The organism is Thioclava sp. F42-5, assembly GCF_002213195.1.
In the GTDB taxonomy this organism is placed as follows: domain Bacteria; phylum Pseudomonadota; class Alphaproteobacteria; order Rhodobacterales; family Rhodobacteraceae; genus Thioclava; species Thioclava nitratireducens.
On record NZ_NBNZ01000005.1, the window covers coordinates 202,770 to 215,987 of the forward strand.

Sequence of the window (13,218 nt, forward strand, 5' to 3'; positions counted from 1 at the left end):
TCTGTGAGACAGGTCGTCGCAGATTGCGAAAGTCGTATCAGTCCAGCCAACCGGCGAGGTTTTCCTGCACGACGTCCATCAGCGCCTTGATGTGCAGATCGTCGTCGTTGAGGCAGGGGACATAGGTGAATTTCTCGCCGCCCGCATGCTCGAACGCCTCGCGGATTTCGCCGTTGATCTCCTCGAGCGTCTCGATGCAATCCGCGCTGAAGGCGGGCGAGATCACCGCGATATTCTTCTTCCCGGCCTTCGCCAGTTCCGCCACATGCTCGACGGTGTAGGGCTTGAGCCATTCCTCGGGACCGAAGACCGACTGGAAGGTGGTGTCGATTCCGTCCTTGTCCCAGCCGAGCCGTTCGCGCAGCAGGCGCGAGGTCTTTTGGCACTGACAGTGGTAGGGGTCGCCCTCCATCAGGTAGCGCTTGGGCATCCCGTGATAGGACGCGACCAGCACGTCGGGCTTGTCGTCCAGCGTCGCATAGACCCGCTCCACCGATTGCGCGAGAGCGTCGATATAGGAGGGTCTGTCGAAATATTCAGGCGCGACGCGGGCGGCGGGCTGGCGCTTCTGTTTCATCAGCGCGCGGAAGAACTGGTCGTTCGCGGTGGCCGAGGTTGCCCCTGCATATTGCGGATAAAGCGGCAGGAACAGGATCTTCTCGCAGCCTTGCTCGACCATCTTGTCGACCACCGACTGGGTCGAGGGGTTGCCGTAGCGCATGCAGTAATCGACGACGACTTCCTGCCCGTAGCGCGCCGAGACCGCATCGCGCAGCTTTGCGACCTGCTGCTTGGTAATCGTCATCAGCGGGCTTTCGTCGGCCTCGTTGTTCCAGATCGTTTTGTAGTTCGCGCCGGAGGTGAAAGGCCGCCGCGACAGGATGATCAGCTGCAGCAGCGGCTGCCACTTCCATGCCGGATAATCGATCACACGCCGGTCCGAAAGGAACTCGTTCAGGTAGCGGCGCATCGACCAGTAATCGGTATTGTCCGGGGTTCCGAGGTTGGCGACGAGCAGACCGATCTTCGCTTCCTTGACGGGCGGATGATCGGCGGGGGCGTGGGCAAGGCGCGGATTTGCGGCGTTGGTCATCGTGTCACTGTCCTGTCGTCAATTATCGCGGAACTTCCACCCGACTTAACGGGTTTCCCGATCTGTGCCAATGCGGCCTATTCAACCGGGACAGGATCACTTACGGTCTTCACATGGCAATGGATGACATGACCGGGAAAAAACCGGCACCGCCCGCGCTCGACCCGTCACGGGACGCGCTGTTCCTCGATTTCGACGGATGTCTCGTGGATATAGCGCCGCGCCCGGACGCGGTGATCGTGCCGCGCGATCTGCCCGGCATCCTGACCGAGCTGTCAGAGGCGCTCGACGGCGCGCTCGCGGTCGTCTCGGGGCGGTCGCTGCACGAACTGGAACGGTTTCTCGAGGGGTTCGAAGGCCTGATGGTCGGATCGCACGGCTCGGAGGCGCGCGGGATGGAGCCGCCGATGGCCGAGGCGCCGCAGCATCTGGGCGCGGTGAAAGAGGATCTGGCGGGCTTCGCGCAGGAGCATGATCTCATCTTCGAGGACAAGAGCCACGGCGCCGCGATCCATTTCCGCTCCAACCCCGCCAAGCAGGGTCAGGTCGAAGCCTTCACCGAGGCGCTGACCGAGCGCTATGACGGCTTCATGATCCAGCCCGCGAAGATGGCCGTCGAAATCCGCCCCCAGGGGTTCTCGAAGGACGGCGCCTTGGCGATCCTGTCCGACCTCGCGCAGTTCGACGGGCGCAAGCCGGTCTATGCGGGCGACGACACGACGGACGAGCCCGCGCTGGCCTGGGCCGAGGAACATGGCGGCTTCGGAATCAAGGTCGGCGACGGAGAGAGCGTCGCACGCTATCACCTCGCCGCACCGACGAATGTGCGCGACTGGCTGGCCGCCGCGTTGCGCGTTGAATGAGGAACGTCACATGGGTCGCCTGATCTGCATCTCGAACCGTATTCCGACCGGGGCCAATCCTTCGGGCGGGCTGGTCGTGGCGCTTGGCGACGTGCTGGAGGAGACCGGCGGCATCTGGATCGGCACCTCCGGCGAAATCGCGGAGAAACCCGCCGCGGAGCTACGCGAGATCGAGGGCGGGCCGTTCAGGCGCTACTGCTTCGATCTGACCCAGGAAGAGCAGGACAACTATTACGCGGGCTATTCCAATTCGGTCCTTTGGCCGCTGTTCCACGGGCGCGCCGATCTGATGGATATCCACCACCTCTATCTGGGCGTCTACAAGCAGGTGAATCGGCGGATCGCGAAGCTCGTGGCGCCGTTTCTCAAGCCCGACGACAGGATCTGGGTGCAGGATTACCACCTGCTGCCGCTGGCCTACGAGCTGCGCCTGATGGGCGCGACCAACCCGATCGGTTTCTTCCTTCACACGCCCTTCCCCGGGCCGACCGCGATGCAGGCGCTGCCCAACGGGCGCGAAGTCTGCCAGTGGATCGCGAATTACGACCTCGTGGGGCTGCAGGCAGAGCGCGACGTGCGGGCCTGCCTCCACTCGATGATCGAGATCGCCGGGGCTTCCGATCTGGGCGCGGGCTATGTGCATCTCTCGCCGCGCCAATGTCGGATCGCCGCCTTCCCGATTTCGATTGATGCGCGGGAATTCCAGGACCTGGCAGAGGCCGAGTTCGAGAACCTCCCCGCCGGGATCGTGAAGGATCATCGCCGGCTGGTGATAGGCGTCGACCGGCTGGATTATTCCAAGGGCGTTCCGCACCGCTTCCGTGCCTTCGGCGAATTTCTGGAGCGGCACGAGGATTGGCATCGCCACGTCTCGCTGCTGCAGATCTCACCGCCGACCCGCGAGGGCGTGCAGGCCTATGACGATATCCGCGAAGAGACCGAGCATCTCTCGGGCCGCATCAACGGCCAATTCGCAGACATCCAGTGGGTTCCGATCCGCTTCATCAACCGGGCGGTGCCGCGCGAGGTTCTGGCGGGGCTCTATCGCGCCTCGCATGTCGCGCTGGTGACGCCGCTGATGGACGGGATGAACCTCGTCGCGAAGGAGTTCATCGCAGCACAGAACCCCGACGATCCCGGCGTGCTGATGCTGTCGCAATTTGCCGGCGCGGCCGAGCAGATGGACGCGGCGCTGATGGTGAACCCGCACGACCCGGAACAGGTCGCGACCTCGATGCTGACTGCGCTGATGATGTCGCGCGGCGAGCGGCGGGAACGCTACCGGTCGCTGATGGAAGGGCTGACCACTTATGACGTGCATTGGTGGTCGAAGTCCTTCCTCGACGCGCTAGGCTGAGCCGGGCTTGTCGCCGCTCGGCCGCTCGGTCGTTCCAAGCGCATCTGCGAGCCGCTGCGCCGCCGATCCCGGGCGCAACGGTTTCTGCTGATCGGGATGCGGCTTCCAGCCGGTGAGCCAGACCATGTCGAAGGTCGCGCGCACCCGGCCATCGGGCTCCTGATAGGTCTCGATATAAAGACGCAACGCCTCGGCCAGCACATCGCGGCGCAGGAAGCGGCGATCACGCGCGGCGAGCGCATTGGTCTCGCCCATCGCCCGCAGGTCCGAAAGAAGGCGCAGCGGCGTCTCGTAGGTCACCTTGCGCGTCACCGCATCGGCGACGGGCAGCGCCAACCCGGCTCGCTGGATCAGCGCGCCGAGATCGCGGATTTCGCCCATCGGCACGATCCGCGGGCTCAAGCCTCCGGTGATCGTGGCTTCGGCCTGCGCCAGCGCAGCGCGCAGCTCGTTGAGCGTCTGGCCGCCGAACATCACGCCGATGAACAGCCCGTCGGGTTTCAGCGCACGCGACGCCTGCACCAGCTGTCCGACCGGATCGTTCGCCCAATGCAGACACAGCGCGTGAACCACGAGATCATGCGCGCCTTCCTCGAGATCGAGCACATCCGTATCGGCCACCACCTTCGCGTCGGGAAGGATTTCGAGCCAAGGTTCGGGAAAAGCGGAGATCAGGGCCGGCTCCGTAAAGGTCCTGTTAACCTCTAGCAGTCTTTCCTCGAGCTCAGCCGCCGCGTCCTCGTGCAGGAACAGTTCGGGCGCGCGGGCGGCGCGTTTCCTGTGGCGCTCTAGCGCCTCGCGGTCGGTCAGAAGGGGCGGCGTATCCATGGCAGATACCCTTAACGAGGTTCGGGGCCGGATGCTAGCGGCGGGACGTCTGGGATTGCGCACCCTCTTCCCGCCGCGCTGCATCGCCTGCGGCGACGCGGTGGGCACCGATTTTGGCCTCTGTAGCGCCTGCTGGTCGGATGCCACTTTCGCGCGCGGCACGGTCTGCGACGCCTGCGGTACGCCCCTGCCCGGAGAAAGCGAGACCGCCATCCTTTGCGACGACTGCCTCACCCATCCGCGCCCATGGGCGCAGGGCCGCACGGTGATGCATTACTCTGGCACCGGGCGCGATCTGGTACTGGCGCTGAAACATGGCGACCGGCTCGATCTGGTGCCGCCGCTGACCGACTGGATGGCACGCGCCGCCGCGCCGCTTCTGACACCCGACACGCTGATCGCGCCGATCCCGCTGCATCGGCTGCGACTGCTGCGACGACGCTACAACCAAGCGGCGGAACTCGCGCGCGCGCTGGCCCGGCGCACCGGGCACGCCTATTGCGCCGATCTCTTCAACCGCACCCGCGCCACCGCGAGCCAGAAAGGGAAAAGCCGCGAGGAGCGCCGCACCAATCTCGACGGTGCGATCACCGTCGCGCCGCGCCACGCCGCGCTGCTGCAGGGGCACCCGCTTCTCATCGTCGATGACGTGATGACTTCGGGGGCCACGCTTTCCGCTGCAACGGAGGCGGCGCGAAATGCCGGGGCAGAGCGGATCTGCGCTGTGACACTGGCACGCGTTGCGAAGGCGCCCTAAATCCCTATAGTCTCGCAGACCAAAGGGAATACACTATGAAACGCGTCGAAATCTACGTCACCAGCACCTGCCCCTTCTGCATCCGGGCCAAGCGCCTGTTGGACAAGAAGGGCATCTCCTACGAGGAAACCGATGTGGCCCGCGAGCCGCAACTGCGCGCCGCGATGACCCAACGTGCCAATGGCCGCCGGACCGTCCCGCAGATCTTCATCGGCGGCGAGCCGATCGGCGGCTGCGACGAGCTGCATGCGCTCGAGCATGCGGGTAAACTCGATCAGATGCTGGCGGGCTGACGATGAAGGCGGCGCTCGTTCAGCTTTCGGTCACGGATGATCCGGCACGGAACCTGCCGGTCACGATCGATTTCATCCGCGATGCCGCGTCGAAAGGCGCGCAACTGATCGCGACGCCCGAGTGCACCAACCTGATCTCGTCGGATCGCGCGCATCAGAACGCGGTCCTGCAGCACGAGCATCACGATCCGACGCTGGAGGCGCTTTGCAACGAGGCAGAGCGCCTCGGCGTCTATATCCTGATCGGCTCGCTCTGCCTGAAATCCGGAGACGATGCGCGCTTCGCCAATCGCTCCTTCCTGATCGGGCGCAAGGGCAATATCAAAGCCCGCTACGACAAGATCCACATGTTCGACGTGGATGTGTCCGAGACCGAACGCTACCGCGAATCCGAAGCCTACCGGCCCGGGCGCGAGGCGGTTCTGGGCGCCACGAAATACGCCCAGCTGGGCCTGTCGGTCTGCTACGATCTGCGCTTCCCGCATCTCTACCGGACGCTGGCGCAGGCCGGGGCGCAGGTGCTGACGATCCCGGCGGCGTTCAACGACACGACCGGGGCCGCCCATTGGGAGGTTCTGGTACGTGCCCGCGCGATCGAGAACACCTGCTTCGTGCTCGCGCCCGCGCAATGCGGCACCCATGCCGCGCATGGCGGTCGACCGCGCCGGACTTGGGGCCATTCGCTGGCGGTCGATCCGTGGGGCAAGGTGCTGGCCGATGGCGGCACCGAGCCCGGCGTGACGCTCGTCGATCTCGATCTCGACCAGGTGGACGCGGTGCGCTCGCGGCTGCGCTCCTTGTTCCATGACCGGAGCTTCGACGGACCGTGAGCACCTTGCCCGAGAACGATCCGCTCGCCGCGACGCTGTTCGCCGAGGTCTTCATGGCCGATCAACTGGCGCGCAACGTGGTGAGCCGCGCCCTGCCGAAGGGTATGGAAATCTCGCATTTCTCGGTGCTCAACCTGCTGGCCCATATCAACGAGGAACGCACGCCCGCCCAACTGGCCGAGGCGCTGCATGTCACCCGCGGTGCGATGACCAACACGCTCGCCAAGCTGGAATGGGCGGGGCATGTGCATATCCGGCCCGACTGGGACGATGCGCGGCGCAAATGGGTCTCGCTCTCGCCCTCGGGACGGCGCGCGCGTGATGCCGCGCTGGCCTCGCTGATGCCGATCATCGGGGGGATCGTGCGCGACCTCGGTCCCGAAAAGGTCCGAGCCACCCTGCCGGTGCTCCGCGAATTGCGCGCCCGCCTCGGTCAGGCCTGAACGGATCGGGGGGCTCTGCCCCTCTGGCCTGCGGCCATTCACCCCGGGATATTTCCGCCAAACCGAAATCCGGAATTTTCGCTCTTCTTCAAATACCCTAGGGGAGCGCGGTACGCGTGGGGGGAAGAGTTCCCTTTTCCCTTTTGATTGTCGCCCTCCGGCGACGGCGGCGGAGCTCCCTTTCAACGTTGCGAAAACGAAAAGACCCCGCCGTATCGCACGGCGGGGCAAGGCGCGTGCCGAGGAGCGGTCCTCAGGCACCGGCGGTAACTTCTAATTCTTGAGAGAGCGGAGCCTCAGTTCATCTCGGCGCGGATCTGCTGGCGCAGCAGGTCGATCGGGACCTGTTTGCCGTCGCGCTTGAACGTCCAGTAGGTCCATCCGTTGCAGGAGGGCGCGCCTTCGAGATGGGCACCGACCTGATGGATCGAGCCTTTCACGTCGTCGCCGATCAGCGTGCCGTCGGCGCGGACCTTCGCCTTGTGGCGACCGTTGAGCGAGTAGAGCTCCTCGCCCGGGCGCAGCATCCCGCGTTCGACCAGCTGGCCGAAGGGCACCCGCGGCTCGGCGCGTTTCGAGGTGGAAACCTCCAGAGCTTCCTTGTCGAACTTGCGGATCTTGGCGAGGCGCTTGAGCGCGACTTCGCGATAGGCTTCCTCGCGTTCGATACCGATGAAATCGCGGCCCAGCATCTTCGCCACGGCGCCGGTCGTGCCGGTGCCGAAGAACGGGTCGAGGATCACGTCGCCGGGGTTGGTGGTGCCGACGAGCACGCGGTGCAGCAGCGCCTCGGGCTTTTGGGTCGGGTGGGCTTTCTCGCCGTTCGAATCCTTCAGACGCTCGCCGCCATTGCAGATCGGGATCACCCAGTCGGAGCGCATCTGCACCCCTTCGTTGAGCGATTTCAGCGCTTCGTAATTGAAGGTGTATTTCGCGCCTTCGGATTTCGACGCCCAGATCAGCGTCTCATGCGCGTTCGTCAGGCGCTTGCCGCGGAAGTTCGGCATCGGGTTCGATTTGCGCCACACGACGTCGTTCAGAATCCAGAAGCCTTGGTTCTGCAGCTCTGCGCCCATGCGAAACACGTTGTGATAGGAGCCGATCACCCACATCGCGCCGTTCGGCTTAAGGATGCGGCGTGCGGCCTTCAGCCATTCGCGGGTGAAGTTGTCGTAATGCGCGAAGGAGCCGAACTGGTCCCACGCGTCATCGACCGCGTCGACCTTGGAATTATCGGGGCGATGCAGGTCGCCGCGCAACTGTAGGTTGTAGGGTGGATCGGCGAAGATCAGGTCTACACTGTCCTCGGGCAGCGAGTTCATCATCTCGATGCAATCGCCTGCGAGAATTTCGTTCAGGGGCAGTGCATTGCGCACCACCGGAGTCTTGGTCTTTGCCATTTTTAGCCTCTTAACTGCCCGCCTCAGGGCCCAATATCTGGGTGCCGGCTTTGTGCCGATCTATGGCTATAAAAATGAGTCAAAGCCGATTCATCGTCAATTTCTTTTTTGAATCAAGGGCTTATATAATTCGCTTGGCACAAGATATTGTGGACCGGCTTGAAGCTTCGTCTATGAACGGGGGTAACCCCTAAATCTAGAAGCGCCTGCAGATGATCCTTCGTCGCGTAGCCCGCATTTCGTTCCCAGCCGTAGCCAGGATACTGTTGCGCCAAATCCACCATGAGCAAATCGCGGGCCTCCTTCGCGAGGATCGAGGCCGCCGCGATCGACAGGCAGCGCGCGTCGCCCTTCACGATCGGCTCGCAGGAAAGTTGCAGATCGGACGGCACGCGGTTGCCATCGACGAGGACGTGATCGGCGATCCGGGCGAGGCCTGTGACCGCCCGGCACATCGCGAGATGCGAGGCGTGATAGATATTAAGCGCGTCGATCTCCTCGACGCTGGCATGGGCCACGCAGAACTCGGCGCAGTCCATGATCCGGGCCGCCAGATCGGCGCGGCGCTTCGCGCTGAGCTTCTTCGAATCGTTGAGCCCCTCGGGAATGCAGGCGGGATCGAGAATGACCGCAGCGGCGGTGACGGGCCCGCAAAGCGGTCCGCGGCCGACTTCGTCCACGCCCGCGACGACGATCAGGCCGCGCGCGAAGGCGGCTTCTTCGAAGGAAAAGTCAGGTGAGTCTGCCATGCGTTGGGAATGCCCCGAACCGGCAGGTCTGTTCAATGAAAAAGCGGGGGCCCGAAGGCCCCCGCACTGCTCGACGACGCTCTTCTTGGCGTCTGCCGCATGTCTTAACGCCGACGGAGACGGATACCGCGATCCTCCAGGCAGTTGCTGCCGTAGACTTTCTCGACCCCGTGACGCCCGGTGCGCATCGTGAAGGCGCAGTTGGCGGGCAGCGTATGCTCGGTGCGGCGGTCGAGGCAGGAGGCGGAAACCACCTCGCCCCAGCCGCGGCGGGTCTTCACGCGCTGCACGCATTCCGCAGGCAGGTAGATGCGGTCTCGGTCATGGCGATAGCGGTCGTGGTCGTAGCGTTCCTGCGCGCGCTTGCGGCGGGCTTCGGCGGCGCGACGCTCGCGCTCACGGCGTTCACGCTCCAGTCGGCGCTGCCGGTCCTGCCAGCTTTCATAGCGCGGCTGCGCCTTCTTCGCCTTGTGGTCGTTCTTGTTCATGCCGTCGAGCAGCAACGCGGCGGCACCGACCCCAAGCAGGATGGTTAGCGCCTGACGGTCCTTCTTGCCCAGCGCGGCGGCGGGCGTGGCACTGATCGCGACGGAGCCCAGCGCGAGGGCGAGGGCGGTGATGGCGGCGGTGGCCTTGGTCTTGAGGCTCATGGCTTCGGTCCTTTCACTCGGCAGCCCGAAGGCCGCGTGACGTCGATGAACCGAGATTGGGCCGGGGGTCGAAAGTCAGGCAATAACGGCCCCCTGCTATCGGATAACAGACCGGCCAACCCCCTTTGGCTATTGAATAACACGGGCATTGCGCGCAGCGTGTTCCACATGAAACATGCAGTCCTCATATTGGCGTTTCTCGCCTCTGCCTCGGCCGCGCAGGCCGAGTGCTATGCCGACTACAAGGCCAAGCGCGACAACCCGTTGCAGCTGCAATACGGGGTTGCGCAGGTCTCGGACTCGGCCTGTTCGAAAAAGGCGGCGGCGCGCGAATTGGCGCCGAAGCTGAAAGCCGATGGGTGGACCTTGCTGACGGTTCTCTCCACATTCGGCCCCGATGGCTTGGAGCAAAGGAAGGCCAGTGCCGGACAATATTTCCTCCGTTACTGACAGTTTGCGATTGGGCTCGCGCGCGGTCGTGGGCGGGATCGTCGCCGTGGTTGCGATTCTCGCGGTCGCTGCGGTGCTACTATTTGCGAACCTGCCGAATGCGGATGCGTTCAACGCGCGAGTCGAGCAGATCTTCGTGCAGAACGACAACCTGACCTCGCAGGCCGAAATCAAACTGCTGGAGGTGCTCGCGCAATCGGGCACCGCGTTCTCCGACGTGCTGGCGAATTACCGCGTGATCATCTTCATCCTCCTGATCTTCGCCGCCGCGTTGCTGATCGCGACGATCGTCTTCCTGCTGCTGCTGATCGCGCTGAACAAGCGCATGACCGAGATCCGCCGCGCCGGGATCGAGGTGCAGAGCCTGCGCATCCTGCGGGGCGAAAACGCGGTCATGCTCAACGATATGGGCTTCACACTGACCCCGGCGGCCATCGAGACGCTGTCTGTTCTGGCCGAAGCGCGGATGGATGACGACATCCTCACCGGCGCGCAGATCGAGGCGATGATCTCGGGCCGCGACGAGGCCGATTGCGACGAGGCGGCGGGCGCCACGCGGATCAAACGGCTGCGCGACAGCCTCGGAAATCAGCTCGTCAGCGAGCTTCTGGTGCGCAACATTTCCCGCAAAGGCTATGCGCTTAGCGTGGCCAAGGATGCGATCCGAGTCGACTGATCCGGTTGCGCCACTGTCACATGGGCCCTATATCGCAGGGTCTGTTGACCTGCGGGGGAGCCATGTCCGATACGCCCTTCTACCTGATCGACGAGGCCCGACTGCGCGAGAACATGCGCAAGATCGAGCGTCTGCGCGAACGTTCCGGCGCGAAAGCCCTGCTGGCGCTGAAATGTTTCGCGACGTGGTCGGCCTTCGACATCATGAAGCCCTACATGGATGGCACGACCTCCAGCTCGCTGTTCGAGCTGCATCTGGGACGTGAGAAATTCGGCAAGGAAACCCATGCCTATTCGGTCGCCTGGGCCGATCACGAGATCGACGAGGCCATCGGGTATGCCGACAAGATCATCTTCAACTCGCTGAGCCAGCTGGATCGCTTTGGCGAGAAGGCGGCGCATATCGAGCGTGGCCTGCGCCTGAACCCGCGTTTTTCGACCTCCGGCTTCGATCTGGCGGACCCGGCGCGGCCGTTCTCGCGTCTAGGCGAATGGGATGCCGAGCGGCTCGAGGCGGCGATGGATCGCATCTCGGGCGTGATGATCCACTACAATTGCGAGAACGCCGATTTCGCGCTGTTCGACCATCAGCTTTCGCGGATCGAAGCCGAGTTCGGCGATATTCTGAAGCGCCTGAAATGGGTGAGCCTTGGTGGCGGCATCCATTTCACCGGCGAAGATTACCCGCTCGACGATCTGGCCGACCGGCTGAAGAAATTCTCCGAAGATTTCGACGTGCAGGTCTATCTCGAGCCTGGCGAGGCCTCCATCACGCAGAGTGCCTCGCTCGAAGTCACGGTGCTCGACATTCTCGACAACGGCAAGAAGATCGCCATCGTCGACAGCAGCATTGAGGCGCATATGCTCGACCTGCTGATCTATCGCGAGACCGCGAAGCTGCCGCAACAGGGCGAATACGAATACCAGATCGCGGGCAAAACCTGCCTCGCGGGCGACATCTTCGGAGAGGCGCGGTTCGACAAACCGCTCGAAATCGGCGACCGTATCTCGATTGCCGATGCCGCCGGTTACACGATGGTCAAGAAGAACTGGTTCAACGGCGTTGCGATGCCCGCTATCGCCATCCGCCGCGAAAATGGGAACATCGACCGGATTCGCGACTTCACCTATGAGGATTATCGCGCCTCATTGTCCTGAGGGCCCACAAGAGCCCCCTTCCCCTGTCCGCAAACAAAGGAGACAGCCGAAGTGAAAAAGAACGTGCTCATCATCGGAGCGGGCGGCGTCGCCCAGGTCGTGGCGCATAAATGCGCGCAGAACAACGACATCTTGGGCGATCTGCACATCGCCTCGCGCACCAAATCGAAATGCGATGCGATCATCGAAAGCGTGCATGAGAAAGGCGCGATGAAGGTCGAGGGCACGTTTGAGGCGCATGCGGTGGATGCGACCGATTCCGAGGCCGTCGCCGAGCTTATCCGCAAGACCGGGTCCCAGATCGTGATCAACGTCGGCACCGCCTTCGTGAACATGCACGTCCTCGATGGCTGCATCGCCACCGGCGCCGCCTATATCGACACCGCGATTCATGAAGAGCCCGACAAGATCTGCGAAACCCCGCCTTGGTATGCCAATTACGAATGGAAGAAGCGCGACCTGTGCGCCGAACATGGCGTGACTGCGATCCTCGGCGCGGGCTTCGATCCGGGCGTGGTGAACGCCTATGCGCGTTTCGCCATCGACCAGATGGACGAGGTGAAGTCGATCGACATCGTCGACATCAACGCGGGCTCGCACGGCAAGTATTTCGCGACCAATTTCGATCCGGAGATCAACTTCCGCGAATTCACCGGAGTCGTCTATTACTGGGAAGACCAGCAGTGGAAAGAGACGAGCATGTTCGCCTCGGGCCACGAATGGGATCTACCCGTCGTAGGCCCCTCGCAGGCCTACCAGTCGGGCCATGACGAGGTGCACTCGCTCGCCACCAACTATCCGCAGGCCGACGTTCGCTTCTGGATGGGCTTCGGCGATCACTACATCAACGTCTTCACCGTGCTGAAGAACCTCGGCCTGTTGTCGGAACAGCCGGTGAAAACCGCCGAGGGTCTGGAAGTCGTGCCGCTGAAAGTGGTGAAGGCCGTGCTGCCCGACCCGTCGAGCCTCGCGCCGAACTACACCGGCAAGACCTGCATCGGCGATCTGGTGAAAGGCACGAAGGACGGCAAGGACGTGGAGTATTTCGTCTATAACGTCGCCGATCACAAAGAAGCCTACGAAGAGGTCGGCTCGCAGGGCATCTCCTATACGGCGGGTGTGCCGCCGGTTGCCGCCGCAATCCTGATCGCGCAGGGCGACTGGGATGCGAAGACGATGAAGAACGTCGAAGAGATGGACCCCAAACCCTTCTTCACCGAGCTCGACCGCATGGGCCTTCCGACCCGCGTGATGGTCGGCGGCCTCAAGGGCGAGGACAAATCCTGGACCGAGGTTTGAGCGGTCGCACCAGAAACACGAAAGGCCCGCATAGCGCGGGCCTTTTTCATGTCTGATTGGCGATCCCGGCAGGATTCGAACCTGCAACCTGCCCCTTAGGAGGGGGCTGCTCTATCCAGTTGAGCCACGGGACCGCACAGCGCCTTTGATGCCGCCAAAGAGCTTGTGGCGCAAGTCCATCGCGGTGGTGCTGCGAAAAACCGCAGCCGCTATGCCGCGCATCTAGTGCGGTCGTGAATTCGGGAACTGGGTGGGAAGAAAGAAAAGGGAGCGCAAATTGGCCCACTGCGCCCCCTTTCGCGTCCCTCGCCCTGACGAATCCGACAGGGGCGCGGGTCTGTCCAGGTATCGAGCGGAGATTATCCGACCCTAT

At 63.5% G+C, this 13,218-nt stretch carries 15 protein-coding genes and 1 tRNA gene; 10 read left to right on the forward strand and 6 right to left on the reverse strand.

Annotated elements, in window-relative coordinates:
• Nucleotides 1-37: 37 nt before the first annotated feature.
• A complete protein-coding gene (gene hemH, locus B6V74_RS14435; protein WP_088723186.1) occupies nucleotides 38-1,093 on the reverse strand; it encodes a ferrochelatase in 1,056 nt (351 codons plus the stop codon).
• 113 nt (nucleotides 1,094-1,206) lie between these two features.
• On the opposite strand from hemH, the gene otsB reads away from it, so the two are divergent.
• Nucleotides 1,207-1,956: a trehalose-phosphatase gene (gene otsB, locus B6V74_RS14440; RefSeq protein ID WP_088723187.1), complete on the forward strand. Its 750-nt coding sequence runs from the start codon at nucleotides 1,207-1,209 to the stop codon at nucleotides 1,954-1,956.
• Between the two features lie 10 nt (nucleotides 1,957-1,966).
• Nucleotides 1,967-3,313, forward strand: coding sequence for a trehalose-6-phosphate synthase (locus B6V74_RS14445; protein ID WP_075775207.1), 1,347 nt, complete (start codon nucleotides 1,967-1,969; stop codon nucleotides 3,311-3,313).
• On the opposite strand, the gene B6V74_RS14450 is transcribed toward B6V74_RS14445, so the two are convergent.
• Complete coding sequence (locus B6V74_RS14450) at nucleotides 3,305-4,141, reverse strand: methyltransferase domain-containing protein (protein ID WP_088719904.1); 837 nt, start codon at nucleotides 4,139-4,141, stop codon at nucleotides 3,305-3,307. The two genes, B6V74_RS14445 and B6V74_RS14450, sit on opposite strands and share 9 nt — an antisense overlap.
• On the opposite strand from B6V74_RS14450, the gene B6V74_RS14455 reads away from it, so the two are divergent.
• Genes B6V74_RS14455 through B6V74_RS14470 form a run of 4 tightly spaced genes read left to right on the forward strand, consistent with a single transcriptional unit; the run spans nucleotide 4,140 to nucleotide 6,464 of the window.
• Nucleotides 4,140-4,898, forward strand: coding sequence for a ComF family protein (locus B6V74_RS14455; RefSeq protein WP_240496956.1), 759 nt, complete (start codon nucleotides 4,140-4,142; stop codon nucleotides 4,896-4,898). The genes B6V74_RS14450 and B6V74_RS14455 overlap by 2 nt on opposite strands.
• Before the next feature lie 35 nt (nucleotides 4,899-4,933).
• Entirely contained in the window at nucleotides 4,934-5,191 is a 258-nt protein-coding gene (grxC, locus tag B6V74_RS14460; RefSeq protein ID WP_088723188.1) for a glutaredoxin 3, read from the forward strand.
• A 2-nt stretch (nucleotides 5,192-5,193) separates the two neighbouring features.
• Nucleotides 5,194-6,021: a carbon-nitrogen hydrolase family protein gene (locus B6V74_RS14465; protein ID WP_075775203.1), complete on the forward strand. Its 828-nt coding sequence runs from the start codon at nucleotides 5,194-5,196 to the stop codon at nucleotides 6,019-6,021.
• 53 nt (nucleotides 6,022-6,074) lie between these two features.
• A complete protein-coding gene (locus tag B6V74_RS14470) occupies nucleotides 6,075-6,464 on the forward strand; it encodes a MarR family transcriptional regulator (RefSeq protein WP_075775454.1) in 390 nt (129 codons plus the stop codon).
• 296 nt (nucleotides 6,465-6,760) lie between these two features.
• Here B6V74_RS14470 and B6V74_RS14475 read toward each other — a convergent pair whose 3' ends face one another.
• From B6V74_RS14475 to B6V74_RS14485, 3 genes are all read right to left on the reverse strand, one after another.
• Entirely contained in the window at nucleotides 6,761-7,864 is a 1,104-nt protein-coding gene (locus B6V74_RS14475; RefSeq protein WP_075775202.1) for a site-specific DNA-methyltransferase, read from the reverse strand.
• Nucleotides 7,865-7,977: 113 nt separating this feature from the next.
• Complete coding sequence (locus tag B6V74_RS14480; RefSeq protein WP_088723189.1) at nucleotides 7,978-8,613, reverse strand: ribonuclease HII; 636 nt, start codon at nucleotides 8,611-8,613, stop codon at nucleotides 7,978-7,980.
• 104 nt (nucleotides 8,614-8,717) lie between these two features.
• Nucleotides 8,718-9,263, reverse strand: coding sequence for a hypothetical protein (locus tag B6V74_RS14485; protein WP_088723190.1), 546 nt, complete (start codon nucleotides 9,261-9,263; stop codon nucleotides 8,718-8,720).
• Between the two features lie 168 nt (nucleotides 9,264-9,431).
• On the opposite strand from B6V74_RS14485, the gene B6V74_RS14490 reads away from it, so the two are divergent.
• The 4 genes from B6V74_RS14490 to B6V74_RS14505 all read left to right on the forward strand — a co-directional run bounded on the left by B6V74_RS14490 (nucleotide 9,432) and on the right by B6V74_RS14505 (nucleotide 12,845).
• Nucleotides 9,432-9,713, forward strand: coding sequence for a hypothetical protein (locus tag B6V74_RS14490; RefSeq protein ID WP_075775453.1), 282 nt, complete (start codon nucleotides 9,432-9,434; stop codon nucleotides 9,711-9,713).
• Nucleotides 9,685-10,389 (forward strand): helix-turn-helix domain-containing protein, encoded by a 705-nt coding sequence (locus B6V74_RS14495; protein WP_098409595.1) that lies wholly within the window; start codon nucleotides 9,685-9,687, stop codon nucleotides 10,387-10,389. Before B6V74_RS14490 ends, B6V74_RS14495 begins: the two co-directional genes overlap by 29 nt.
• 62 nt (nucleotides 10,390-10,451) lie before the next feature.
• Nucleotides 10,452-11,546 (forward strand): carboxynorspermidine decarboxylase, encoded by a 1,095-nt coding sequence (gene nspC, locus B6V74_RS14500; protein WP_075775198.1) that lies wholly within the window; start codon nucleotides 10,452-10,454, stop codon nucleotides 11,544-11,546.
• Nucleotides 11,547-11,597: 51 nt separating this feature from the next.
• Nucleotides 11,598-12,845 (forward strand): saccharopine dehydrogenase family protein, encoded by a 1,248-nt coding sequence (locus tag B6V74_RS14505; protein ID WP_075775197.1) that lies wholly within the window; start codon nucleotides 11,598-11,600, stop codon nucleotides 12,843-12,845.
• 57 nt (nucleotides 12,846-12,902) lie between these two features.
• On the opposite strand, the gene B6V74_RS14510 is transcribed toward B6V74_RS14505, so the two are convergent.
• Nucleotides 12,903-12,979, reverse strand: a tRNA-Arg gene (locus B6V74_RS14510).
• Between the last annotated feature and the right edge of the window lie 239 nt (nucleotides 12,980-13,218).